Genomic DNA, 24,668 nt, shown 5'->3' on the forward strand with positions numbered 1-24,668 from the left:
GCAGGCGTCGACGCAGGCCAGTAGGCTGCCGTCCGCCAGCCTTCCGCTTTCCCCTTCCCGTTCCGAGGTACCGCGCAGTGAGCTCCGCACCGCCCTCCATACCCGTCACGGTCGTCGGCCTCGGCGCCGACGGCTGGGCCGGGCTCACCGCCGCCGCGCGGTCCGCGCTGTCCTCGGCCCAGGTGCTGATCGGCGGGCCGCGCCAGCTTGACCTGCTGCCGGCCGGCGAGTGCCCCGGTGAGCGGGTGGCGTGGCCGAGCCCGCTGCGGCCGGCCGTGCCGAAACTGATGGCCGAGCACGCGGGCCGCCGGATCGCGGTGCTGGCCAGCGGCGACCCGATGTTCTACGGGATCGGCCGCGCCCTCGCCCAGGAGCTCGGCCCGGACGCCCTCGCGGTCCACCCGCACCCCTCCTCCGTCTCGTACGCCTGCGCCCGTCTGGGCTGGCCGGTGGAGGACACCGAGGTGCTCACGGTCGTCGGCCGCCCGGTGGCCCGGCTCGCGGCCGCCCTGTACGAGGGACGCCGGGTGCTGGTGCTCAGTGCCGGAGCGGGGTCCCCGGACGAGATCGCCGCTCTGCTTCGGGAGCGGGGCTTCGGCCCGAGCCGGATCCGGGTGCTGGAGCAGCTCGGCTCCGAGCGCGAGGACACGTACGAGGGCCTCGCCGACGGCTGGGACCACCCGCCGGGCGACCCGCTGAACGTGGTGGCCGTGGAGTGCCGCCGGGACCCCGCCCACCCGGCGCCCCGGCTCGGTGCGACCCCCGGCCTGCCGGACGCCGCGTACGAGCACGACGGGCAGCTCACCAAGCGCCGCGTCCGCGCCGCGACCCTGTGCGCGCTGGCCCCGGCCCCGGGCGAGCTGCTGTGGGACATCGGCGGCGGCTCCGGTTCCATCGGCATCGAGTGGATGCGTACGCACCCCTCGTGCCGTGCGGTGGCCGTGGAGCGGGTCCCGGAGCGGGCGGCCCGCATCACCCGCAACGCGGCGGCGCTCGGTGTGCCCGGCCTGCGCGTGGTCGTCGGCTCGGCGCCCGACGCGCTCGGCGGGCTCCCCGCCCCCGACGCGGTGTTCATCGGCGGCGGGCTGACCGCGCCGGGACTGCTGGACGCGGCCTGGGCGGCGCTGGCCCCCGGCGGCCGGCTGGTGGTCAACACCGTCACCCTGGAGTCCGAGGCGGTCCTCACCGACCGCTACCGGCGCCACGGCGGCGATCTGGTGAAGCTCTCGGTCGCGCACGCGGTGCCGGTCGGCGGTTTCACGGGGTGGCGGCAGGCCATGCCGGTGACCCAGTGGTCAGTGACGAAGCCGGCGAAGTCGGCGAAGTCGGCGGAACCGGCGAACTCGACGAACGAGAAGGATCAAGCATGACCGTGTACTTCATCGGCGCGGGCCCCGGCGCCGCCGACCTGATCACGGTGCGCGGTGCCCGGACGCTGGCCGCCGCCCCCGTCTGCCTGTACGCGGGCAGCCTGGTCCCGCGCGAACTGCTGGCCGAGTGCCCGCCGGACGCGCGACTGGTCGACACCTCGCAGCTGAACCTGGACGAGATCATCGCCGAGTGCGTACGGGCGCACGCGGCGGGCCAGGACGTCGCGCGGCTGCACTCCGGCGACCCGTCGATCTTCAGCGCGGTCGCGGAGCAGATGCGGCGGCTCGACGCGGCCGGCATCCCCTACGAGGTCGTCCCGGGCGTACCGGCCTTCGCCGCCGCGGCCGCCGCGCTGAAGCGGGAACTGACCGTCCCCACCGTCGGCCAGACGGTGATCCTTACCCGCATCGCCCAGCAGGCCACCCCGATGCCGCCCGGCGAGGACCTGGCCACGCTGGGCCGCAGCGGCGCGCTGCTGGTGCTGCACCTGGCCACCCGCTACGTGGACCGGGTCGTCGGCGAACTGCTGCCGCACTACGGGGCCGAGTGCCCGGTGGCGGTGGTGGCGATGGCCAGCCGCCCCGACGAGCTGATCCTGCGCGGCACGCTCGCCGACATCGCGGCTCAGGTGAAGGAGGCGGGCCTGGTCCGCACCGCGGTCATCCTGGTGGGCCGCACCCTGGGCGCCGAGCAGTTCCGGGACAGCCACCTGTACTCCCCCGAGCGCGACCGGCATGTCTGCTGAACCGCACCCCCTCCCCGCCCACCACGTCCTGATCCTCGGCGGTACGACCGAGGCCAGGCAGCTCGCGGAGGCGCTGGCAGCCGACCCCTCGGTCCGGGTGACCACTTCGCTCGCGGGCCGGGTCACCTCGCCGGTGCTCCCGCCGGGCGAGATCCGCATCGGCGGCTTCGGCGGCATCGCGGGCCTCGCGGGCTGGATCGTCGGCCACGACGTCACCCGCGTCATCGACGCCACCCACCCGTTCGCGGAGCGGATGAGTTTCCACGCCTCCGAGGCGGAGGCGCTCACGGGCGTACCGCTGCTGGCGCTGCGGCGCCCCGGCTGGACTCCGCAGCCGGGCGACGACTGGAGGTTCGCCGGCTCCCTCGAGGAGGCGGCCTCGGTACTGCCCTCGCTCGGCGGCCGGGTGTTCCTGACCACCGGCCGGATGGGGCTGCACACCTTCGCGCACCTGACCGACACCTGGTTCCTGGTGCGCTCGGTGGACCCTCCGGCCGCGCCGGCGCCGCCGCAGCTCGAAGTCCTGCTCGCCCGGGGCCCGTTCACCCTCGACGACGAGCGGGAGCTGCTCGCCCGCCACCGGATCGACGTGCTGGTCACCAAGGACAGCGGCGGCTCGGCCACCGCCCCCAAGCTCACGGCCGCCCGCGAGGCGGGCATCCCGGTCCTCGTCGTACGCCGCCCCGCCGTCCCGGAGGGCGTACGGGAGGCGGATTCGGTGGCCGCGGCCCTGCGGTGGCTCGGGGTCGCCGAACCCTCTTGACGCGGGGAACCGTTCGGAGCCGGTTCCCAAGGGTCACCCGCCGCGCGCCTTGTGCCTGAGGACCTGCACCTCGTACGGGAGCGTCACGAACTCCGCGAGCCCGAGCGCACCCTGGGTACTGGCGTCCATGCGCCGGGCCCGGCTGACCGTCGCTGCCGGATCTTCGTTCGTCAGCCACTTCAGCACGAGGACCGCGAAGTCGTTGAGAAGGGACATGTGGTCCGGCAGGCTCTCCGGATCCGCGGACGTCGCACCCATCACGAATGTGGCGATCTGGTTCGGGAGGGTGTCGGGCGAGCCGACCAGGAGCGCCTCCTTGACCGCACCGACCACTTCGGGCAACGCCCTGGACCACTGGCGTTCCCCGCCCTCGGCGCACATCGTGGTTCCCCACCCGGCGGCCGCCCACAGGGCGTCCGCGTCGCCCAGCCGGATCGCGCAGTCGACCAGGTGCGCCAGGAAGACGGAGCCCACTTCGGTGGCTCCGCGGCCGACCACGGCGGACACCGCCTCACGGTAGTGCGGCAGCGCCTCGGCATGCCGTTCCATGAGCGTGTACACCTGGCCGAGGTCGTCGTGGCATTCGGCGACGGCCGTCCGGGCGCCCAATTTCTTCGCCAGCGCCAGGGCGGAGAGAGAGCAGCCCCCGGCGGCCCTGAGGTCGCCCTTGCCGCGGTAGCAAGCGGTGAGTGTCCTGAGCGCCGACAGTTCTCCCCGTTCGTCCTGGCAGCTTCGGTAGGTCTCCAGCGCTTCGATGACCTCGGTGGTGGCCGTGTCGAAATCGCCGTCCACTTGGTGGAGTGTGCTTCGCTGGAGCAGGAACGAGGCCTGATCCTCCCGGCCTTCCAGCCGTACCGCCAGGGCGTGGCCCTGCTCGGCGTACGCCATCGCCTCGGGGTAGCGGCCGAAACGCATCATGAGCGGGCCGAGCGTACCCAGGGTCCGCATCAGACCTTGATCGTCATGCTGTTCCGTGAAGAGATCACGTGCGTCACCGGCCGAGCGCAGCGCTCTGTCGTAGTCGCCCTGGCTCATCAGCAGGGAAGCCATCACCAGCAACACGTTCGCACGGTTTTCTCCGGCGGGCCGGTAGCGCATGCTGAGTTCGAGGTCGGCCAGGGCTTCCGCGCGGGCGCCGCGCTGCTGATGGAGGAGTCCGGCCAGCTCGAACCGGTCGGCCCGACGGCGATCGGTCACCGGTGCCGGCAGATCGAGTTCTTCGAGCGTCGCGTCGATCTGTGCGATCAACGCGGGGATGTCATCGGATTGTTCACCCTGTGACTGTGCGAGCAGCCAGGCGAGCCGCAGCTCCCACACCAGCGCGTCCACGTACGCCAGGGTCCGTGCGTGCTCGGTGCCCTCCACCGTGCGGCGCAACGCGGTCATCTCCCGGTACAGCACCTGCACCGCGACACTCCGGCTCCCCGACGTCCGGTTCAGGAACTTCAGTGCCGCGCGGCCGAGCACGAGGCAGTGGGCCAGTACGGCCTCGCCCCCGGTGACCTGGTCGGGCCATTGGTCCAACCGCCCGTTCACGGTGCCCACGTAGATGTAGGAGCGGTCGATGCCCTGGGGCGCGCCGGTGCCGACGATGGCCTCGGCGGCCGGTGTCTGCTGAGCGGTGAGCCGGTCCATGACGACGCGGGCGAAGTCGGCGGCCGGCCGGGCGGGGATGTCCCACAGAGTGCCGATGTAGCCGCGCGCGCCGATCCTGATGAACTCGCGGCCGACACCCGTCCATGACTGGCAGGAGTTGTTGAACACGATCGGCCGGTGGTCGAGCTTGAAGAGCTGGACGAGCTGATGGGTTTCCAGCGGCATGTCGGCCAGCTCGATGCTGTTGTCCCCGCCGTGCGTGTTGAAGAAGAGGAGCTCGACGGGCAGGTCGCCCGCCAGGGTCCGCAGTGCCAGCATGGAGGCGTCGCGGCCGTTCAGCAGGATCGGATGGGTGAAGTGCGCACCCACCGACCGCAGTACGTCCTCGGTCTCCGACGCGCGGAAGAACTCGGGATCGAGTACGAGGCTGAAGGTGCCCGCCTGCCGCTCGACGCCTGCGGCGTACAGCTCGGTCAGGACGATGAGTGCGGCATCGGCCGCCACGTGCCCGATGGGCTTGCGTGACCAGTTCGCCGTACCGGTGCGCACGAAGGAGTACGGAAGGCCGGTGGTGAACGCGGTCAGTCTGCGCTCACCCACCGCGTCGATCGTGGCCTGCGGCACCTGCGCCGTCACGGCGGTTTCCGTCTCGGCGTAGGGGTTCCGGCCCCCGAAGAAGAGGATCCGGCGCAGCGCCTCCCCGAAGCCGAGTCCCTTGGCCTCGTTGCCCATCGCACGGGTCGCATCCGTCACCCGGCTCTGGAGCCTGGCCACGGCGCGCTGGACGGGTTCGAGGTCCGGCGGCGGGGTGACCACGAGTCGCGCGCCGCGGTGGTGCGCGTAGAGGGCGCCCAGCAGCGTCGCCGCATCGCCGGTGTTCTCGACGAGGACGGCCTCTCCACTCGCCGGGCCGGCGTCGGCGAACGGGTCACCGGGGGGCGGCGTGCGGGGACGGTCGACCGCGCGGAGGGCAGCGCCGGTACGCAGTGCGGTGAACAGGGCGGACACGTAGCAGGAGGGGTCGTCGACGGGCACCTCCAGGACCCGTTCGGGCTCGCTGCCGGGATCCGGATCGCGCAGCAACCGCCAAGCGGCGGTGGTGAGGTCGCGCAGGCCCACTCCCGTGAGGCGCAGCTTGACCGGCACGTCCGCGAACATCCGTCCGTCATCGTCGTCGGGCACACGCCCGTTGGCGGCCGCGTACCGGTCGTACGCGTCGTCCAGAGCGGGGTCGTGGATGCCCAGCTCCTGCGGGGCGAAGTCGTGCAGGAACACGGCCCGTCCGATCCCCATGCGGGAGATCAGCCGCGAGGTCATCTCGTTGCGTTTGGCCCAGGACCGGTAGGGAGTCAGCATCGAAGCGAGCCATCTCAGGTCGGCCAGCCGCTGCAGCATCTCGCGCTGTGCTTCCGGACCGCCCGCCAGCGCCTGGGCGCCGGCGGTATCGGTGCCGATGCCGGCCATCACCTTTCGTTCGAGCTCCTGATGCAGCTCGTAGAAGTCGATGTGGTGCTCCCTGGGCACCGGCGGCGGCTCGATCGCGATGACCGGCGTCAGACGGTCGCCCGGCAGGCACGAGGCGACGACGGCCGCCTCCCGCAACTGGTCCGGGCGGCACACGACGATCGTGTCACCGACGGCGAAGACGGGCCGGCTGGTGACCGTCAGGTTCACTTCGCTGGTGCCTGCCGGGAGCCGCACGCGCACGGCGCCGCGGTCCACCGTGAACGGGGTCGTGGTCTCGACGGAGAGCTTGACCTCGTCCGGAAGCGTGAAGGCGGCTCCCCCGGGGCGGGGCCGCCCGGCCGCGTCGACCCGTAAGCACCATTCCATCGGCTCGCGCAGGTCGAACCGCTGCCGGAGCACCGTGGTGCCCTTGTCCGGTCCCGTGTCGAGTTCGATGTCCCGGAAGCCGGTCCCGAGCGCCTGCCGCAGCGGGGACTCCGCCGGGCCGTTCGGCGGCAGCGGTCCGAAGCTCACGTACGGGGACAGCAGCTCTTCGCGGAGGGCGAGCGTGGGTTTCCGGTGAAGGCCCAGCAGGATGCCGGTGAGCGCACCGTCTTCGTAGCGGAACCTGATCGCGTGCGGTGCTCCGAGGTACACCGTCTACAGCCCGCGGAGATAGGAATCGGCCGGTGAGTACCGGCGGTCGGGGCCCGGTCGCGAGCGCATCTCCTGGCGGGCGAGGTCCCGCCCCTTGCGCACCAGGGAATTGACCAGCACCGGTGTGGAGGCGCCGACGTACACGGCGGCCCAGTAGGTCGTCGCGGGCAGCACCAGGGCCATCAGCCCACCGAGTGCGCCGAAGACCAGGGATATCACGAGGTAGAACCACGACCATCGGAAGCGTTCGGGATCATTGCGTATCCCGTACAGGCGAACGACCTCCGGCGCCAACGCCCCGACCATGCCCAGTAAGAAGATCACTGTGTTTTCACGCCTCCACAGGCACGGTGCCACCGCGACAGGAATCGAGTTCCGAGTCGAGCGTAGCCTCACGGCGTCGCCGCTGTGTAGTGATCCAGTACGGAAGCGCGGGGGCCCGGTGCCCGGGGGCGGTCCGCCGCCCCCGGGCACCGGGCCCCGGTCGTTCACCTCACCCGGTGACGGTCACCGTCACGGGTAGCGGCGCGGCGTCCACGTGATCCTCGACCCGTCGGCCCGCTCGGTGACCTGGGTCTGCGAGGAGCCGATCAGCAGGATCGTGCGCATGTCCACCTCGGACGGCTCCAGTTCGCCGAGCGCGACGATCCGTACCGACTGCTCCGGTCCGCCCACGTCGCGGGCGACGACCACCGGGGTCTCGGGCGAGCGCAGCTCCAGCAGCAGCTCCCGGGCCTGGGCCACCTGCCAGGTCCGGCTGCGCGAGCCCGGGTTGTACAGGGCGAGCACCAGGTCCGCCGAGGCGGCCGCGCGCAGCCGCTCCGCGATGACCTCCCAGGGCTTGAGCCGGTCCGAGAGGGAGATGGTGGCGTAGTCGTGGCCGAGCGGGGCGCCGGCCGCGGCGGCCGCCGCGTTGGCCGCGGTCACCCCCGGCAGGACCCGTACGGGCACGTCCTTGTACTCCGCCTGCCCGGCGACCTCCAGCACCGCCGTGGCCATGGCGAAGACCCCGGGGTCACCGCCGGACACCACGGCCACCCGCTGTCCGCGCCGGGCGAGGTCGAGGGCGAACTCGGCGCGCTCGGACTCCACCTTGTTGTCGGAGCCGTGCCGGATCTGGCCCGGCCTGGCGGGGACCCGGTCCAGGTAGGTGGTGTACCCGACCAGCACCTCGGCGTCGGCCAGCGCCCGCCGGGTCTCGGGGGTCAGCCACAACGGCCCGGCGGGGCCGGTTCCGACGACCGCGACCTCGCCGGGACCGGACGGCACGCTGCCCGGGTTGCCGATGCGGCTGGGCACGACGGCGACGGCGAAGTACGGCACGGACTCCGGGTCGGTGTCCGCCAGCACGCCGGTGCGCTCCCCGGCCATGGTGGCGCGCTCCACGTAGCGGGCCTCGGCGAGCCGGCCGCTCTTCTCCATCGCCCCGCGCACGGCGGGGAAGGTCCGGCCGAGCTTCATCACGACGGCCGAGTCGGTGGCCGCCAGGCGGGCGGTCAGTTCCTCCTCCGGCAGGGTGCCGGGGAGGATGGTCAGGACCTCCTCGCCCTCCACGAGCGGGGTACCGAGGCGGGCGGCGGCGGCGCTCACGGAGGTGACGCCGGGGATCACCTCGGTCTCGTACCGGTCCGCGAGGCGCTTGTGCATGTGCATGTACGAGCTGTAGAAGAGCGGATCGCCCTCCGCGAGCACGGCCACGGTCCGGCCGGCGTCGAGGTGGACGGCCAGGCGGGCCGCGGCGGACTCGTAGAACTCCTCCATCGCGCCCTGGTAGCCGCCGGGGTGGTCGGTGGTCTCCGTGGTGACCGGGTAGACCAGCGGCTCCTCGATGTGGTCGGCGCGCAGGTGCTTCTCGGCGATCGAGCGGGCGATGGACCGCCCGTGGCGGGCGCTGTGATAGGCGACGACATCGGCCTCGCCGATCACCTCGACGGCGCGCAGCGTCATCAGATTCGGATCACCGGGCCCGAGCCCGACCCCGTAAAGACGTCCGCTGCTCATTCGGCCACGCTCGCAATGGCGTTGATCGCGGCGGCGGCGATGGCGCTGCCGCCGCGCCGGCCGCGCACGATCAGGTGGTCGAGCCCGGAGGGGTGCGCCGCGAGGGCGTCCTTGGACTCGGCGGCCCCGATGAAGCCGACGGGCACGCCGATGACGGCGGCCGGGCGCGGAGCACCCTCCTCGATCATCTCGAGCAGCCGGAACAGCGCGGTGGGCGCATTGCCGACGGCAATCACGGATCCCTCCAACAGGCCCCGGTCGCGCCAGACTTCAAGCGCGGCGGCGCTGCGCGTGGTACCCATCTTCGCGGCGAGCTCCGGCACGGCCGGGTCGGAAAGAGTACAGATCACTTCGTTGTCGGCGGGCAGCCGCTTGCGGGTGACCCCGCTGGCGACCATCTGCACGTCGCACAGGATCGGCGCACCGGCGGTGAGCGCGGCGCGCGCCCGCAGCACCACCTCGGGCGTGTACCCCAGGTCCTTGGGGAGGTCGGTCATCCCGCAGGCGTGAATCATGCGCACCGCGACCTGGGCGACGGAGGCGGGCAGCCCGGAGAGGTCCGCCTCGGCGCGGATCGTGGCAAAGGACTGGCGGTAGATCGCGGCGCCGTCCTTCTCGTACTCAAACACGGTGTACTCGCTCATTTCTTCACTACGTCGGGATCGGTGCGGGCGTCCGCGAGGACCGCGGCAAGTTCGTTGGCCGGTACGTCGTGCCGTGCGGGCCGGCCGGGGGCGGTGACCCGGTACCCGCCCGGAGCCGCCACCACGTCCACCCAGGCGGCGCCGCGCGGATGCCCGCAGCGGCGTTCACAGCCGGACCAGTGGACGGGCAGCGCGCCCCGCGAGGCCGTCTGCACGACGACGGCTCGCGCGTAGGCGCGCACGTCTGCGAGGGATTTCGCACAACCTGGCTTCCCCGTACAGGCGGTGACGGACAGCCAGGGATCGCCGGGGTCGGTGACGAGTCCGGCGTCGACGACCGGGGCGCCGCTGACGACGATGCTGCGCCAGGGGGTGATCCGCAACTCGCCGGACAGCGTCCGCCATTGAGTGGTGGTGAGCCGGCCGAGGGGGATCAGTACGCACAGCGCGTCCGCGTGCACCCCGGGCGCGGGCGGCGGCGCGTACGGGCGGGGCGCGTCGGCGACGTACCGCGCGGGAATCCCGGAGGCGGCGAGTCGGCGGGCGAACTCGGCCCCCTCCAGGGAGTGTTCGGCGGGCAGCTCGGCGACGCGCCAGGCGCGGGTACCGGCAGCCGCGACGGCGTCGAGGAAGTGGTGGGCGGCCGTCAGGGCGGCCCTGGGCGCGTCCTCGTCCGAGACCTCGACGGCGTCGCGGGCCGCGCCGAGGCGCAGCAGCGTACGGCCGCCCGCGTCCGGGCCGAGCAGGGTGATGTCGGGATCGAGCGCGGCCACGTCCCCGCGCCCGTCGTCGACGGCGAACAGGAACCGCCCGGACAGGGCGGCGGCCCTCGGGTCTGCACAGAGCAGCGCGTCCAGCGCGCGCACCGGACCCGGGTCGGCGAGCGGGGTCGCGACGATGTTCCGCACCCGCTCATGCGATGGGGCGGGGAGCAGCCCGGCCCCGTCCAGCAGCTCGGCGAGCCCGGCACCGCACCCGTCGCCCAGCCCCCGCAGCTGCACGTTCCCGCGCGAGGTCAGCTCCAGGTGTCCGTCCCCGAACCGGTCGGCGGCCAGCGCCAGCACGGCGGCCTGCGGAGCACTGAGCAGCCCGCCGGGGATCCGTACGCGGGCCAGGAACCCGTCGTCGGCCGCGTGCAGCCGCAGCGCACCGGGGCAGGCGTCACCGCGCTCCCGTATGACGGGTGCGTCCCGCGATGCGGCGGCAGGGGGCTTGGGCATGGCGGCGAGCATACCGTTCCTGGCGATGTCGGCCGCTGCTGGCCGGATCGCTGGAAACCGGGCTAGGCCGGTTGTCTCCCCGGACGGTGTTGGGAGACGGGGAACAGTGCGAGCTGGTCGCTTCGGTCCCGGCAGGTCTTACGCCCCTGGTGGGGTATGCCTGTGGTCCTTGGCGGGCTCGTGTTCCCGCGTGCCCTCGGGCGGGGGACGGTCTGGCCGGTAGCTCTCCGCGCCACGATCCTCTGGTCGTGTGCGGTCACACCTGGCCGACGCCGAATCCCGTGTCCGAGGGCGCGCCTGCCGATCGCCACCGAGGCACCATGGTGCCCAGTGATGGTGGTCTTGGATTGCTGCTGGAGCGGCTGCTTCCAGTACTGCGCTCCCCAGCGGGAGGTGTAGGCCGGGTCGACCGCGATAACGACCAGACCGGCGTGGTGGGCCATGCCGCGCAGGCGCTCCCGGAAGCGCGCGGTCGGCATTCCGGCGACGGTGCGGCGGAACGTCTTGCCCCGCTTCCCCCTGCCCATCGTCTCGCGGCCGGTGGCGCGGGCTTCGTCGAAGCCCAGGTTCTCGATGGCCAGGCCAGCGCAGTCGTTTGTCTTGGCGAGGTTGATCAGTTCGGTGATCGCAGCCCGTAGGCGGCCGTCGCGCTGGGATGTAGAGCCGGTCAGATCGGTGGGCACGGTGATGGGCTCACCGACTGGATTGCCGTGCGCGTCTACGACGCAGGCGGCCAGGTGGTCGGCGTTGAGGTCCACGGCGAGCAGGCGGATGGCCGAGGCGGCCAGCTCAATGGGTGTGGGGAGCACTGTCTTCGGGGTGGACCAGGAGGCGTCGAGGTACCAGCGGCCGCGTTCGGGGTCGTAAGTGATGTCGTAGCGCACCGAACTGTTGGCGTCGACGCGGTCGAGCCACTCCTCGCGGCGGTGGTTGAACGTAACGGTGCAGGCGAGCTGGTAGCGGCCACGCGGGGCGTTGGCCAGGTGCCGCAAGGGTTCGGGCAGGACGATCGTGGCAGTGCCGTCGGCCGGGTCCACGGTGATCGTGTAATTCCCGTACGGCGCACCGGATTCACCGTCGGCGGTCAGGAACATGCGGGCCGCGTCCCACCGCTCCCGCCACTCGGCCTCGGTGAGGCCGGCGTCGGCGCGGTGGTGCCGCACTTTCGCCAGACGGCGGCCACCCACCACGACCGCAGGGTGCCCGGCCGCGATACGCCGCTCCACCTCGGCCAGCCGGGCGGTGAGTACCTGCAGCCGGCACTGCTTCTGGGTGCGCTCGGCCCGGCTCGGGTAACCGCGCACGCCCCCCACACGCTGACCGCACGGCACCACCAAACGCTTCCCGATCTTCGTGATGGCCCGGCGCAGAGACGTCCGCTCGGCGAAGAGGCAGCGCAGGGACAGCTGGTACTGGTCCTCGGACGCGCGGGTGACGGACCCCGCCCAGCGAGACGACGACACCTTCGTCATCGCGCGTTTACGCTCCGCCCGCCGATTCTCCTTCACCGCCACTCTTCCGATCCGCACCCGCTCAGCCAGATCAGTACGAGCGTGCCCGCCGAGATGTTTGCCGACAATTCGCAAGACCTCGGCATCGCGGATGGACAGACGCAGACGATCCCGGATACGCGCACCCGCGGGCGCCGACACAGTGAACGGATCAGCCAACGTCCGCAGCACACGCCTCCGCCGACCCCCGCCACGCGCCACCAGCCACCCCTCCCCCCACAGCAGCCCTGCACGGCCTCCACCGACACTGGCGCCTCCGCCAACACCGCGCCCCTGCCACGCCCCACGTTCACCCATACGGGGTACCCGATGGCACAGCACGGCCAACAACCCAATCACATTCGGGAACCGACCTCATGTCCGCCACCACCCCCACCGGGCTGACTCCAGCCCGCCTGCGTTTGAGGCGCGGGGTCCGGGGCGGAGCCCCAGCATTGGCGCCGCACCTACCGACCCCCACTCCCGGCCAGGGAAAAGGCCCCCTAGGATGACCTCGGCGGCGCCACACGGCCCGCCATCGCCGAGGACGGCGACATGGGAGGAAGCCCGGTGCGATTCCGGCGCGGTCCCGCCACTGTGAACCCCGCGGAGCGACCCCCGCGACCGGGGTGAGTCAGGAACTCCCGTCGTCCTCACTGCCCGGGGCGCGGAAACCCCGAGGAAGGCCTGCCGCCGCATGATCTTGCTGCTGTCGACGTCCGACACCGATCTGCTCAGCGCTCGCGCCGCGACCACGGCGGACGGCCCCGTCCCCTACCGGTTCGCGAACCCCTCCCGCCTTCCCCTCGAAGACCTCCCCGGCCTCCTCGACGGCGTCGACCTGGTCGTCGTACGCCTCCTCGGCGGCCTCCGCGCCTGGCAGGAGGGCCTCGACCTCCTCCTCGCCCCCGGCCAGACCCGCCCGGTCGTGGTCCTGACCGGCGAACAGGCCCCGGACGCCCAGCTGATGGAGGCCTCCACGGTGCCGATCGGCATCGCGGCCGAGGCCCACGGCTACCTCGCGCACGGCGGCCCCGCCAACCTCGACCAGCTGGCCCGCTTCCTCTCCGACACGGTCCTCCTCACCGGCCACGGCTTCGAGCCGCCCGCCGCCTCCCCCACCTGGGGCCCCCTGGAGCGCACCGCGCGGCAGGCCGCCGGCCCCAAGGTGGCCGTGCTCTACTACCGCGCCCACCAGATGAGCGGCAACACCGCCTTCGTGCACGCCCTGTGCGAGGCCATCGAGGCGCACGGCGCCCAGCCGCTCCCCCTGTACGTCTCCTCCCTCCGCACGCCGGAGCCGGAACTGCTCGCCGAGCTGACGGGCGTCGACGCGGTCATCACCACGGTCCTCGCGGCCGGCGGCACCCGCCCCGCCACCGCCTCCGCCGGCGGTGACGACGAGTCCTGGGACGCGGGCGCGCTCGCCTCGCTCGGCGTGCCGATCCTCCAGGCCCTCTGCCTGACCGGTTCCCGGTCCACCTGGGAGGAGAACGACGAGGGTCTGTCCCCCCTCGACGCCGCCACCCAGGTCGCCGTGCCGGAGTTCGACGGCCGCCTGATCACCGTCCCGTTCTCCTTCAAGGAGCTCGACGAGGACGGCCTGCCCGCCTACGTGGCCGACCCCGAGCGGGCCGCCCGGGTCGCGGGGATCGCCGTACGCCACGCCCGCCTCCGCCACATCGAGCGCCGCGACAAGAAGGTCGCCCTCGTCCTCTCCGCGTACCCCACCAAGCACTCCCGCATCGGCAACGCGGTCGGCCTGGACACCCCGGCCAGCGCCGTCGAACTGCTGCGGACGCTGATCGCGGGCGGCTACGACTTCGGCCCCGTCGCCGAGATCCCCGGCCTCGTCTCCGGTGACGGTGACGAGCTGATCCGCGCCCTGATCGAGGCCGGCGGCCACGACCAGGACTGGCTCACCGAGGAGCAGCTGGCCCGCAACCCGGTCCGCATCCCGGCCGCCGACTACAAGCGCTGGTTCGCCGAGCTCCCCGCCGAACTCCGTTCGAGCGTCGAGGAACACTGGGGCGAGGCCCCCGGCAACATGTTCGTCGACAAGTCCTCCAACCCGGAGGGCGACATCGTCCTGGCGGCCCTGCGCCGCGGGAACCTCCTCATCCTCATCCAGCCGCCGCGCGGCTTCGGCGAGAACCCGATCGCGATCTACCACGACCCGGACCTGCCGCCCTCGCACCACTACCTGGCCGCGTACCGCTGGATCCAGGCTCGCGCGCAGGACGGCGGCTTCGGCGCCGACGCGATGATCCACCTGGGCAAGCACGGCAACCTGGAGTGGCTGCCGGGCAAGAACGCGGGCCTGTCCGCGTCCTGCGCCCCGGACGCCGCCCTCGGCGACCTCCCCCTGATCTACCCCTTCCTGGTCAACGACCCGGGCGAGGGTACCCAGGCCAAGCGCCGCGTGCACGCCACCCTGGTCGACCACCTGGTGCCACCGATGGCGCGCGCGGAGTCGTACGGCGACATCGCCCGCCTGGAACAGCACCTGGACGAGTACGCGCAGATCTCCGCGATGGACCCTGCCAAGCTCCCGGCGATCCGCGCCCAGATCTGGACCCTGATCCAGGCGGCGAAGCTGGACCACGACCTGGGCCTCGAAGAGCGCCCGGACGACGAGGGCTTCGACGACTTCCTCCTCCACGTCGACGGCTGGCTGTGCGAGGTCAAGGACGCCCAGATCCGCGACGGCCTGCACGTCCTCGGCGGCGCCCCGACCGGCGCGGCCCGCGTGAACCTGGTCCTCGCGATCCTGCGCGCCCGGCAGATCTGGGGCGGTACGACGGCCCTCCCGGGCCTGCGCGAGGCGCTGGGCCTGGACGAGTCGGCGGCCACCCGTACCTCGGCGGACGCCGTGGAGGAGCAGGCCCGCGCCCTGGTCCAGGCGATGGAGGACGCCGACTGGTCCCCCGACGCGGTGGCCGCGGTCGCGGCGGCCCACTCGCCGGAGGTCTCGGCGGTCCTGTCCTTCGCCGCCCGCGAGGTCGTCCCCCGGCTGGCCGGCACCACGGACGAGATCGCCCACGTCGTCTCGGCCCTGGATGGCTCGTTCATCCCGGCCGGCCCGTCCGGCTCGCCGCTCCGCGGTCTGGTCAACGTCCTCCCGACCGGCCGCAACTTCTACTCGGTGGACCCCAAGGCCGTCCCCTCCCGCCTCGCGTGGGAGACGGGCCAGGCCCTGGCCGAGTCCCTCCTCACCCGCTACCGCACGGACAACGGCGAATGGCCGGCGTCGGTCGGCCTCTCCCTCTGGGGCACGAGCGCGATGCGCACGTCGGGCGACGACGTGGCCGAAGCCCTCTCCCTCCTGGGCATCCGCCCGGTCTGGGACGAGGCCTCGCGCCGCGTGACCGGCCTGGAACCCATCCCCCTCGCCGAACTCGGCCGCCCCCGCATCGACGTCACCCTGCGCATCTCGGGCTTCTTCCGCGACGCGTTCCCCCACGTCATCGGCCTCCTGGACGACGCGGTCCGGCTGGCCGCGTCGTTGGACGAACCGGCGGATCAGAACTTCATCCGGGCGCACGCCCAGGCAGACCTGTCCGTCCACGGCGACGAACGCCGCGCGACGACCCGCATCTTCGGCTCGCGCCCGGGCACGTACGGGGCCGGCATCCTCCAGCTGATCGACTCCCGCGACTGGCGTACGGACGCCGACCTCGCGGAGGTCTACACGGTCTGGGGCGGCTACGCGTACGGCCGCGGCCTCGAGGGCCGCCCGGCCCGCGACGAAATGGAAACGGCCTACAAGCGCATCACGGTCGCCGCGAAGAACACGGACACCCGCGAGCACGACATCGCGGACTCGGACGACTACTTCCAGTACCACGGCGGCATGGTGGCCACGGTCCGCGCCCTGCGCGGCACGGCCCCGGAGGCGTACATCGGCGACTCCACCCGCCCGGAGACGGTCAAGACCCGCACCCTGGTGGAGGAAACCAGCCGCGTCTTCCGCGCCCGCGTCGTGAACCCCAAGTGGATCGAGGCGATGCGCCGCCACGGCTACAAGGGCGCCTTCGAACTCGCCGCGACGGTCGACTACCTCTTCGGCTACGACGCCACGACGGGCGTGATCGCGGACTGGATGTACGACAAGCTCACGGAAACGTACGTCCTGGACCCGACCAACCGCGCCTTCCTGGAGGAGGCCAACCCCTGGGCCCTGCACGGCATCGCGGAACGCCTCCTGGAGGCCGAGTCCCGCGGCATGTGGGAAAAGCCGGACCCCCAGATCCTCGAATCCCTCCGCCAGGTCTACCTGGACACGGAAGGCAACCTGGAAGGCGAAGCGGACTAGTCCTGATCGCAAGGTGCCCCCGGACCCCATGTTCATCGCTCCGAACGTGAGGTGGTGACCAACGCGGGCGGGCGACGCCCGCCGCGCCGCGGACGCCCCCCCAGGCCCGCACCCTGATCACGGACATGCAGGCCGTCCTCCTCGCCCACTGGAAGGGCTGAGGAGGACGGCCTCTTCGCGGTCATTTCCACGGATCCCGAATACGCGGTCTACATCGAGTCCTTGATCGCGGAACACCGTGACCTAGCGGCCTTCCTCAGCACGGTGGACTTGAGCTCCCCACAAGGCGTCGCAGCCTTCCGCTACTCAATGGACGACCTCCACCACCACATCGCCAAGGAGGAGGACGGCCTCTCCCGTCCTCCCTCACGGGAGACGACTGGAACCTGTCCATCAAGGCCTGGCAATCAGCCCACCCGCACTCCGAACTCCACCCGGCGGGCTGCCCCTCCCCACGGGAGACACTCGAGAATGGCCGCCTACGGCCGGCCGGATACCGAAAGGGCCGGACTCGCCCAAGGCGAAGGTACCGTTGGGCTGTTAGTTGATCGCAACTGCACACAGCCTGCATCCAGATCACACGGTCCGGGCCGGGGCGGCCCCCACACCCGGACTCTGCGGGGTGGTCGGTGCCGGGGCGACTCCTCCCTCTGGACTCACGTTTACCTGCGAAAACGCTGCACCGCCAACACGATTGCGAACGCGTCGACAAGAACACCGGGCGCCGACGAAGCGGTTCGGGTGCGTCCAGGCACACTCGTGCTTCCGGCGTAGCATTTCACTACTTCTGCGCGGTTTGGGCGCTGGGATCCCACAGTTGTGGAGCCGAAGGCGGGCTGCTTGGACAACGTACACACCCCACGCCGGCACCTCAGATGGGCTCCTCAACCTACCCCGCCGCAGGCAGGGCAGGCATGCACCCTTCTGCGGGCAGTTCCGCCCCAACCATTCACGGACGGGGCTTCCGCCGTCACGAGCGACCTACTGCAGTCCACACATGCGGGGAGCCCCCAGAAGTCAATGCCTCTGGGGGCCCGCAAGTACGGGATCCTCAACAGCAGTTTGGGCTGCCCTGGTAACGCAACATCCCACGCCTGACATTGCCGTCAAGGCAGCAGTCAATCGAGAGTCCGCTTCCTCAACTCTGCAAAGCACCCCAAATTGACTGATCTCGATCGTGCCGATACGACCCATTCAGTACTATCGATCGCCTGAATGGCAAGCGGATATTCACTCAAATCCATTTCGCCTATCGCCGCAAGATTTCGCCCGCCCGAACCCTCGATTGCCACCAGGCACAGATCGTGAGTCTGCTCAACGCCCCGCGAAAATTCCACCAGGCCATTCCAATCAAGCAGCACCCCTTCAGGCGTCGAGTTGGCGGCTTGCTCAAACTCTTCGACGGTCACACCATTAGGCATTTCCCCCGTTCCGGAGAATTCCAGAATCCTCCACGTCCACCCCTGATCCTCTACGCATTGCAGCACGTCGGAGAAGGAGACATAGGCCCCCTGAGGTCCATGCATGGGGATATTAATAGAATCTGACATATCTAAGGCCATTCGAGGGGTTCGGCAGCCCCGCGGTTTCGAGTTCCGCCGGTAGGGTTCTCATTATAGGGATGCTGGTGAGGATTATCGTGATTCTGGGGTCTTCCATGATCGGTGAAGTCGATATCACGGACCGGCCGCCCTTCGGCATCAAACTCTCGCGCCTGGGGGTAGTTTTCACGCCGCCCCCTCTTGGTCCCCAGTTGAGTATGCGGCGCACCTTCCGCCTGAGCATCCGGTACGGGGTTCCCGTGCTTATCCCTCGGTAGCGGCCTGTCTGGGAACCCACCACCCGCAGTGATGCAGCTCGAGTTGTGAACGAGGACCGGAGTCTCGCCCGCCAGCACATAGTACGTGTGAAAGTCGCTGACAGTCAGGTTGTACGTGGTTGCCTGCTGGGTGTACGGGTCATTCGCGATCACGATAGCGGTGTCACCGCTCATCGCGCGCAGGGACATTCCTGGACTGAGGTCAGCTGCGTCGACCCATGCATCCTGGGAAGGTGACCAGAACGGGTGCTCGTAGGTGGCTGTCAGGTCTTCGACACCCGCAGAGGTCGCGATCTTGAGCTTGTTGAAGCGTTTGTCGTCGTTCGTGACGATCAGCTGAGTTACCGGGCGCTTGCCCGTCTCGCCCGAGCGAGGGTCGGTTGCGGCTACCTCGTCTCCGACTTCGACATCTTCAATGTTTTTGAGTGTGCCGTCGGCGAGGAGAACCTTCGTGCCGGCCAGGAAGCACTGGCAGCCCGTCGGTTTGTTCGTCGGAACCTTCCGCGCCTTGCCCGAGCCTGGGGCCATTCCGTTGATGTTGAGATTCTCGCCGAAACCAAGGCCGTAGACGGCGGAGACAGCATCGCCGTGCTGGATGGCGTAGGCCTTTAGCTCCTCGCATCCGATCGCATCGCAGGCGTCCATCATCGCCTGCGTTTTGTTGATCCAGTCATCCTGCTCGGAAAATCCGAGACCGAAGCGCTGTGTCTGCTGCGTGTACTTCTGAATGTAGATCTTGATGAAGGCCGCTTGCTTCTTCTTCGGGAGACGAATGCGCAGGCCGTAGTCGTCTTCCAGCAGCGTCGGATAGCGGTACTTGTTCTCGCTGTCGTAGCTGCCCGTCATTCCCTTGTGACGGGACGGGTCGTTGACGTCCTTGTCGTCATCGCGGGGGTTGTAGTGGCCGTCGCAGTGGCCGTTCTTGCAATCCGTCTCGATAAGGCCCGACGGGTCGCTGAGGCTGACCGGGTTGTTGCTGGCGTAGGCGTACCCGTGCATCTGCTGCGAGCTGGACAGGTCCAAGATCGGGTCGACCGATATGAAGCGGCCGGTCAACGGGTCGTACTCCCGGGCCCCGAGGTGGGTGAGACCCGTCTCGGCGTCCTTGGTACCTCCGACGAATCCCTTGTCGCCCGTCCAGTTCGACGGCTGGGGACCACGGTCCTCACCGAAGATGCCGGTCTTACGACGGGTCACGGTCTGGTTGGCGTCCGCGGTGATCTGGGTGGTGCCGGTGCCATGGTGGTCTGCAAGCAGGAAAGTAAGCTTGCCGCTTTCACGCATGGCCACATTGCCGTAGTAGCGGGTGCCCGTGACCGTTCCGGTCGCCTTGTCCAGACGCAGCTCGTTGCCACCCGGCAGGTACAGGGTGGTGGCCTTGGTGTCCTTGCGCAGCAGCCGCTGGCCCGCGGTGTCATAGACGAAGGAGCTGCTGGAGGTGCCCTGGTTGAGCGTCTTCAGGTGTCCTTCGGCATCCCACTCGAGGTACTGCGTCTCGCTGCTCGCGCTGGCCTTGCGGGTCTTGGTGTTGCCCGCCTGATCGTAGGTGAACGTCTCCTCGTGGGGGCTGGTGCCGGTCTGTGTGACCTTGGGAAGGTCGTGCTTTCCGGCCGTGGGTGCCGTGTAGCTGCGGACCGTGTCGGCCGTCGGTCCCGAGGCGGTCTTGTGCTTGGTCTCGCTCTTGCGGTTGCCGACGACGTCGTAGGTGTACGTGGTCCAGTAAGGGTCCTCGCCGCCGATGACGGTGGCGGAGGGCATGGTGGCGCAGGTTTCACCCTTGTTGGTCCATGCCTCGGCGATGCGGCTCAGGGCATCAAGGCTGAAGCACTGGGTGTCCGTGGTGCGCAGAGTGTCCTGGCCGTAAGCGGTCGCGATCGAGGTGATTCGGCCGGCCGGGTTGTAGCTGTACTTCGTGTCTTCGATCCGCTCCGGCGCGAGGTCCCGGTCGGCGTACGAACGGGTGACGGCGCCGGTGTGCTCGTCGTATTCACTGGACCTGTAGAGGCGCTGCCCCAGCGCGCCGAATTCCTGGCGGATGCTGCGGCCGTAGTGGTCGTAGGCCATCGCCGAGACGAGCCGGCTGCTGCCCGCGCCCATGCTGTTCAGAAGACCCGAGACCGACTTGTAGGTGCTGCCCACCGTCTCAGCGGGGAGTCCTCCCATGGCAGGCTGCTTGGTCGTCAGGAGCTGACCGGTGATGTTGTAGGTGTTCGTCCACTGGTAAGTACCGGCTAGTGCGGCCGCATCAGGAGTGGACGGGATGGTGAGCTTGGTACCAAGCGGCTGGTAGAGGTCGTCGTAGGTCAGGACTTCCGACTCGTAGACCATGCCGTCGACGAAGCGGGTCGATTTTGTCAACTGACCCTTGGCCAAGGTGTCGTACACCTGTGAGGTAAGGGTCGTAGTGCCCTGCTTGGTCGCGACCGGGCGGCCGAGCTCGTCGTAGTCGGTATGCAGCGTGACGGCACGGGCATCCGTGACGTCCGTGACCCGGTCGGCCGAGTCATAGGCGGTCTTGGTGATGCCCCTGTCGGGGTCGTTCGATTCGATCTGGCGGCCGCGGACATCGTAGGTGTACGTCCACTTGGCGTTAGACGGGTCGGTCACCTGGCTCAGCCGGCCGAGCTTGTCGTAGCCGTAGTGGGTCGACTGCGAGGTCGTCCGGGCCGCGTCGGTGTACTGCTTGCGCTCGATCGTGCGCCCGAGTACGTCGATGACGTTGGTGGTGGCGGCTGCACCAAGGGGCGGGATCACCGTCGTGCTGTCACCGGTGTACTGGGTGACGGTGCGCTTGGTCTCGGTACCGAACTTCTTGTCGATCAGGTCCGTGGGCCGGCCCGCGCCGTCGAACAGGGTGTCGGTTGAGGCCGGGTAGGTGGTGGCAGTGCCGGTCACCAGTTGCGCGCTGGGCACGCCGTCGGCGTAGTAGGTACCCGAGTTGCGCCAGGCTTGTCCACGGGTGTCGTAGAACGTTTCGCTGACGAGACGACCTGCGAGGTCCGGGGACTGGGTCTGTGTCTGCCGGTCGCGGAGCAGGCCGTCGCGGATCGAGTAGACGGTGGAGTACTTCAGGTCGTGAGTCAGCGACTTCGAGGTGACGACATTGGGTGCGTCGTTGGTGACGGTGTACTCGAAGATGCGGCTGGGCTTGTCCGGGTTGGTTGCGGCGGGCCAGTTGGGGAACCAGATCTTGGTGGTTCGCCCGAGGGCGTCGTATTCGGTGGTGGTCAGCTTGCCGTTCGGGTCGGTGACCTTCGTGGGCTGTGAGCGGAGAGGGTCGACCTCGGACGTGATGATGTGGCCCTTGGGGTTGGTCACGGTCATCGAGGTCGGCGCCTCGCCCGTTCCCGGGGTGTAAGAGGTGCTGGTGACCTTGCCGTACGCGTCGGCAGCGGCCAGCTGGCGGCCGTAGATGTCGTAGCAGAGCTGGTTGTTCGTCGCTCCGCACGTGCTCGGGACGCTGGCCTGAACGTCGTATCCGTCGCCCTTGCCGTTGATCCTCTCGATCCGCGTCATCAGGCCGATGCCGGGGACCTCTCCGAGCTGTCCGTTGTCGAAGTAGGTGCGGACGTCGCTGATGAGGTCGGCGCTTGTGGTCCCCGTCGTCCCGCAGGGGACCGCCTGCGACTCGATGCGGCTGACCTTGTTGAGGATCCACGTCGCCGTGTTGCGGGCGTAGGTGCTCTTCGTGCACTTCTCGTCGCCGAGTTTGGCGGTGTCACCCGTCTCGGAGACCCAATCGGCCATCCCGTAGTCGTCGAAGTGCGTCGTCGACTCGACGGTGCGGGTGCCGCCCGTCACGGTGGTGCGGGTGGCTTGCTTCTCCGTTCCCGACTTGACGGCGACCAAGTCCGGGAGACCCTCGCGCTTCCTCGTCGCTGCGGCGGACGAGAGCCAGGGAGTGTACGAAGAACCGGTCAGCGGCTTGCTCGTGTCGTCACCGTTGTAGAGAACGGACTCGCGCGTGGTGCCGGCGAACTGTTCGCGGTCGATGACGGCGGCGCCCGTCGAGTCCTTGACTTCCTTGCCGTCGAGACCGCGGAAGTAGCGGGTCTCGGAAAGCGTCTTGGGATCGTTGGCGGCGCCGGTGCGTGTCTGGACGAGGCCATAGCCCCTGGACACGGAGTGAACGCGGTCCTCGGGCTTGGCGAGTTCGTCGGTGCTCTTGGCCCAGGCGGCACCACCAAGATAGGTATACGAGGTGACCTTGTCCGGAGACTCGGCGAGGTTGTCGCCCTCGACGACCTGGGTGGTCACATAGGTGTTGAACCAGTCGACCCTGGAGGTGTCGCCCTCCCAAGCCCATTTGACGGGGTAGCAGCGGGTGGTGTTCGTCTCGTCGGGCTTCGGCAGGGAAGTGGCGGTGCAGTCAGGATCGGAGTAGGTCACCCCGATGGTGCCGCCGGTCTCCGTGGTGATCTGGTACATGCGCATGCGCCAGAACCCGGCGAGTCCGTCGCCGGTCTTGTCGACACGGTTGGCATACGGTCTACCGGCGAAGGTGACGGGCTTGAGGGGTACATCGGCGCCGTCGCCGGCCTTGCCGGTGCGAGTGATCGAGCTCAGCCACAGGGCGCGGGACAGTCCGTCGCCGGAAGGCGGGAAGCTCTGTTCCAGTTTCCAGGAGTCGACGTCCTGGTAGACGCCCTTGGTGAGAACCTTGGTGGTGATTTCGGTGAGGCGCATCCGGGACCAGAAAGTGGCCGCAGTCTGGTCCTTGCACTCGGCGGATCCGTCCTTGCAGAACAGGTCGTACGGGGAGTCGGGCCAGTTGCCCGAATTGGCCTCGTCGAAGGTGCCGCAGCTTGTCAGGCACCGCTCGGAAACGCCGAACGTGACCTGGGCCATTGCCTTGGCGGTGTACACCGAGTCGGAGCGCAGGCCGTAGTCGATGTGGTCCAGCCACCCGCCGCGGACGTACTGCGTGACGGTGCCCTTGCCCGTGGTCTCCGAGACGTTACGGGTGTAGTTGTTGGTCTCGGTCTTCCAGTAGTACGCCATGGCACTGCCGCCAGGCGCGACTACGTAGTCGAGCTGCCAGCGCCAAGCCTGCTGACACCAGGCGCTCGCGAAGGAGGCGTTGTAGCAGGGCTCACCCGTCTGGTTGCCGAACACCGGGACGGTCCAAGTGGAGTTCGTCGTCGGATCGTCGGCGGCCGTACCGTTGTCCTTCCAGCCGGGAAGGCGGTTCAGGCCGAAGAAGTACTGGGTGCCATCGGTCGTGGTGACCTTCCAGTGCTCGCCTACACCGTCGACGCCAGCCGTGCCCTTGTCTCCGTTGATGGCGCCGGTGAGCTTCTCGACCTTCTCGCCGGAGTCGGCGGCCGGGTGCCAGCCCTTCCCCTGCTCAAAGACGAGCTCGGTGTTCTTGCCGTTCAAGGAGAGGGTGGCGTTGTCGTTGAACCAGCACTGGTCACCGACCTTGGTGGTGTTGGTGCCACCGGTCTTGTCGTCGTTGCACGGCTTGTACTTGCGTTCTACGAAACCGGGTTCCCAGGACCAGCCGTCACCGATCCACGACGCCTGGCTGTTCGAGGCTGCCATACGGCCATCGACCGACTGGGAGTTGTAGCCCAGGCTGATCTTCGGGTCCAGGCCGCCCGGAACCGTGGGGACGTTCACGTCGTAGGACCAGGAGAACGCTCCGGACGAGCCGCCGGCGTTCCAGGAGCCCGAGGGCTGGAGCGAGGTCGCCTTGTAGTCCCCGGTGGGTCCGGAGGCGTCGGCGGTTACGCCGAGAATCGTCGCGCCACCCGCTGCGCTTGCGGCGACCGACTGGGCCGAAGTACCGGGCATCTTGGCCTGGCTGCCGGCACCGGGCGTAGTGACCTGGCCCGACAGCTTGCCCGCACGGGTGTCGTTGCGAGTCTGGAGCGGCTTGTGCGTACGGCATTCCGGGGCGTTCGGGGTCGTCAGGGCACAGGCCGGCAGCTCGACCAGGCGCAGACGGGCGGCGTAGTCCCCGCCGTAGGCGTGGCGGAAGGAGTTGTAGTCCACCTCGACCTTCGCCGAAGCGGTCTGGGCCGAGCCGTCGGAGCGGCCCAACGAAAGCAGTATGCCGTCCACGCCGACCTTGCGCGCCGCGTCCTTGGCCGCCATGGTGACCTTCACCTTGGACGGCGCTTCGGCCGCCTTGCCAGGTGCCGCGTACACCGCTACCGGCAGCTTCCCGGCCTGCTGGGATCCCAAGTCGGCCGCAGGAGGCTGCGCCGAGCCGGACAGGAAGGCTTTCGAGACCGGGCCGGAGGCCAGGTCCACCTCGGCCGAACCTGGGGAAGGCCAGCTGATCTTGGGAGCCCGCCACGCGTTCTCCGTCGCGGCGTCGGGCTTCTTCGCTCCGCCGGTAGGGACCGGCGTGACCGGTACGGCCTTCGGCTGTTTGAGTTCCGGCAGTGATGGCCGGAATTTGCTGTCAGCTACGGCAACAGCGCCGGGCAACATGCTCGAGAGGACCGCTGCGGCCAATGCCACAGAAAGCCCTCGTATGCGAAATGTTCTCACACCCCACCCCATGTTTCTATGAAAATTTACCGGCGCAGACTAACAGGCCCCCAATTCATCGGATCCCACTCTCTGCCAGCGGCTAAGTTTCCCACATAGA

Annotated in this window: 12 protein-coding genes and 1 riboswitch; of the genes, 4 read left to right on the top strand and 8 right to left on the bottom strand. The window is 69.7% G+C overall.

Going from position 1 to position 24,668, the window contains the following annotated elements; translation table 11 throughout:
- Positions 1–77 precede the first annotated feature (77 nt).
- Genes cbiE through OHA89_RS09315 form a run of 3 tightly spaced genes read left to right on the top strand, consistent with a single transcriptional unit; the run spans position 78 to position 2,879 of the window.
- A complete protein-coding gene (gene cbiE, locus OHA89_RS09305; RefSeq protein ID WP_266614170.1) occupies positions 78–1,370 on the top strand; it encodes a precorrin-6y C5,15-methyltransferase (decarboxylating) subunit CbiE in 1,293 nt (430 codons plus the stop codon).
- The gene (cobM, locus tag OHA89_RS09310) at positions 1,367–2,116 is read left to right on the top strand and encodes a precorrin-4 C(11)-methyltransferase (protein WP_257553625.1); all 750 of its coding nucleotides are present in this window, start codon (positions 1,367–1,369) and stop codon (positions 2,114–2,116) included. The genes cbiE and cobM overlap by 4 nt, the downstream gene beginning before the upstream one ends.
- Entirely contained in the window at positions 2,106–2,879 is a 774-nt protein-coding gene (locus OHA89_RS09315) for a cobalt-precorrin-6A reductase (RefSeq protein ID WP_266614171.1), read from the top strand. Before cobM ends, OHA89_RS09315 begins: the two co-directional genes overlap by 11 nt.
- 33 nt (positions 2,880–2,912) lie before the next feature.
- On the opposite strand, the gene OHA89_RS09320 is transcribed toward OHA89_RS09315, so the two are convergent.
- The 6 genes from OHA89_RS09320 to OHA89_RS09345 all read right to left on the bottom strand — a co-directional run bounded on the left by OHA89_RS09320 (position 2,913) and on the right by OHA89_RS09345 (position 12,125).
- The gene (locus OHA89_RS09320; RefSeq protein ID WP_406365867.1) at positions 2,913–6,578 is read right to left on the bottom strand and encodes a hypothetical protein; all 3,666 of its coding nucleotides are present in this window, start codon (positions 6,576–6,578) and stop codon (positions 2,913–2,915) included.
- A gap of 3 nt (positions 6,579–6,581) precedes the next feature.
- Complete coding sequence (locus OHA89_RS09325) at positions 6,582–6,902, bottom strand: hypothetical protein (protein WP_215146387.1); 321 nt, start codon at positions 6,900–6,902, stop codon at positions 6,582–6,584.
- A 189-nt stretch (positions 6,903–7,091) separates the two neighbouring features.
- Entirely contained in the window at positions 7,092–8,579 is a 1,488-nt protein-coding gene (locus tag OHA89_RS09330) for a precorrin-2 C(20)-methyltransferase (protein WP_266614174.1), read from the bottom strand.
- Entirely contained in the window at positions 8,576–9,223 is a 648-nt protein-coding gene (locus OHA89_RS09335) for a precorrin-8X methylmutase (protein ID WP_215146385.1), read from the bottom strand. Before OHA89_RS09335 ends, OHA89_RS09330 begins: the two co-directional genes overlap by 4 nt.
- Positions 9,220–10,443 (bottom strand): cobalamin biosynthesis protein CobG, encoded by a 1,224-nt coding sequence (locus OHA89_RS09340; RefSeq protein ID WP_406365869.1) that lies wholly within the window; start codon positions 10,441–10,443, stop codon positions 9,220–9,222. Before OHA89_RS09340 ends, OHA89_RS09335 begins: the two co-directional genes overlap by 4 nt.
- Positions 10,444–10,505: 62 nt before the next feature.
- Positions 10,506–12,125, bottom strand: coding sequence for a hypothetical protein (locus tag OHA89_RS09345; RefSeq protein ID WP_406365870.1), 1,620 nt, complete (start codon positions 12,123–12,125; stop codon positions 10,506–10,508).
- Between the two features lie 367 nt (positions 12,126–12,492).
- A riboswitch (cobalamin riboswitch) is annotated at positions 12,493–12,577 on the top strand.
- 53 nt (positions 12,578–12,630) lie between these two features.
- On the opposite strand from OHA89_RS09345, the gene cobN reads away from it, so the two are divergent.
- The gene (gene cobN, locus OHA89_RS09350; RefSeq protein ID WP_406365871.1) at positions 12,631–16,248 is read left to right on the top strand and encodes a cobaltochelatase subunit CobN; all 3,618 of its coding nucleotides are present in this window, start codon (positions 12,631–12,633) and stop codon (positions 16,246–16,248) included.
- A gap of 1,118 nt (positions 16,249–17,366) precedes the next feature.
- Here the strand turns inward: cobN and OHA89_RS09355 are convergent.
- Together OHA89_RS09355 and OHA89_RS09360 are read right to left on the bottom strand one after the other, a co-directional pair.
- On the bottom strand, positions 17,367–17,774 hold the full coding sequence (locus tag OHA89_RS09355; RefSeq protein ID WP_406365872.1) for a hypothetical protein: 408 nt from the start codon (positions 17,772–17,774) through the stop codon (positions 17,367–17,369).
- A gap of 26 nt (positions 17,775–17,800) precedes the next feature.
- Positions 17,801–24,538, bottom strand: coding sequence for a polymorphic toxin-type HINT domain-containing protein (locus OHA89_RS09360; RefSeq protein WP_406365873.1), 6,738 nt, complete (start codon positions 24,536–24,538; stop codon positions 17,801–17,803).
- Between the last annotated feature and the right edge of the window lie 130 nt (positions 24,539–24,668).

Source organism: Streptomyces sp. NBC_01546 (genome assembly GCF_045208355.1).
In the GTDB taxonomy this organism is placed as follows: Bacteria; Actinomycetota; Actinomycetes; order Streptomycetales; family Streptomycetaceae; genus Streptomyces.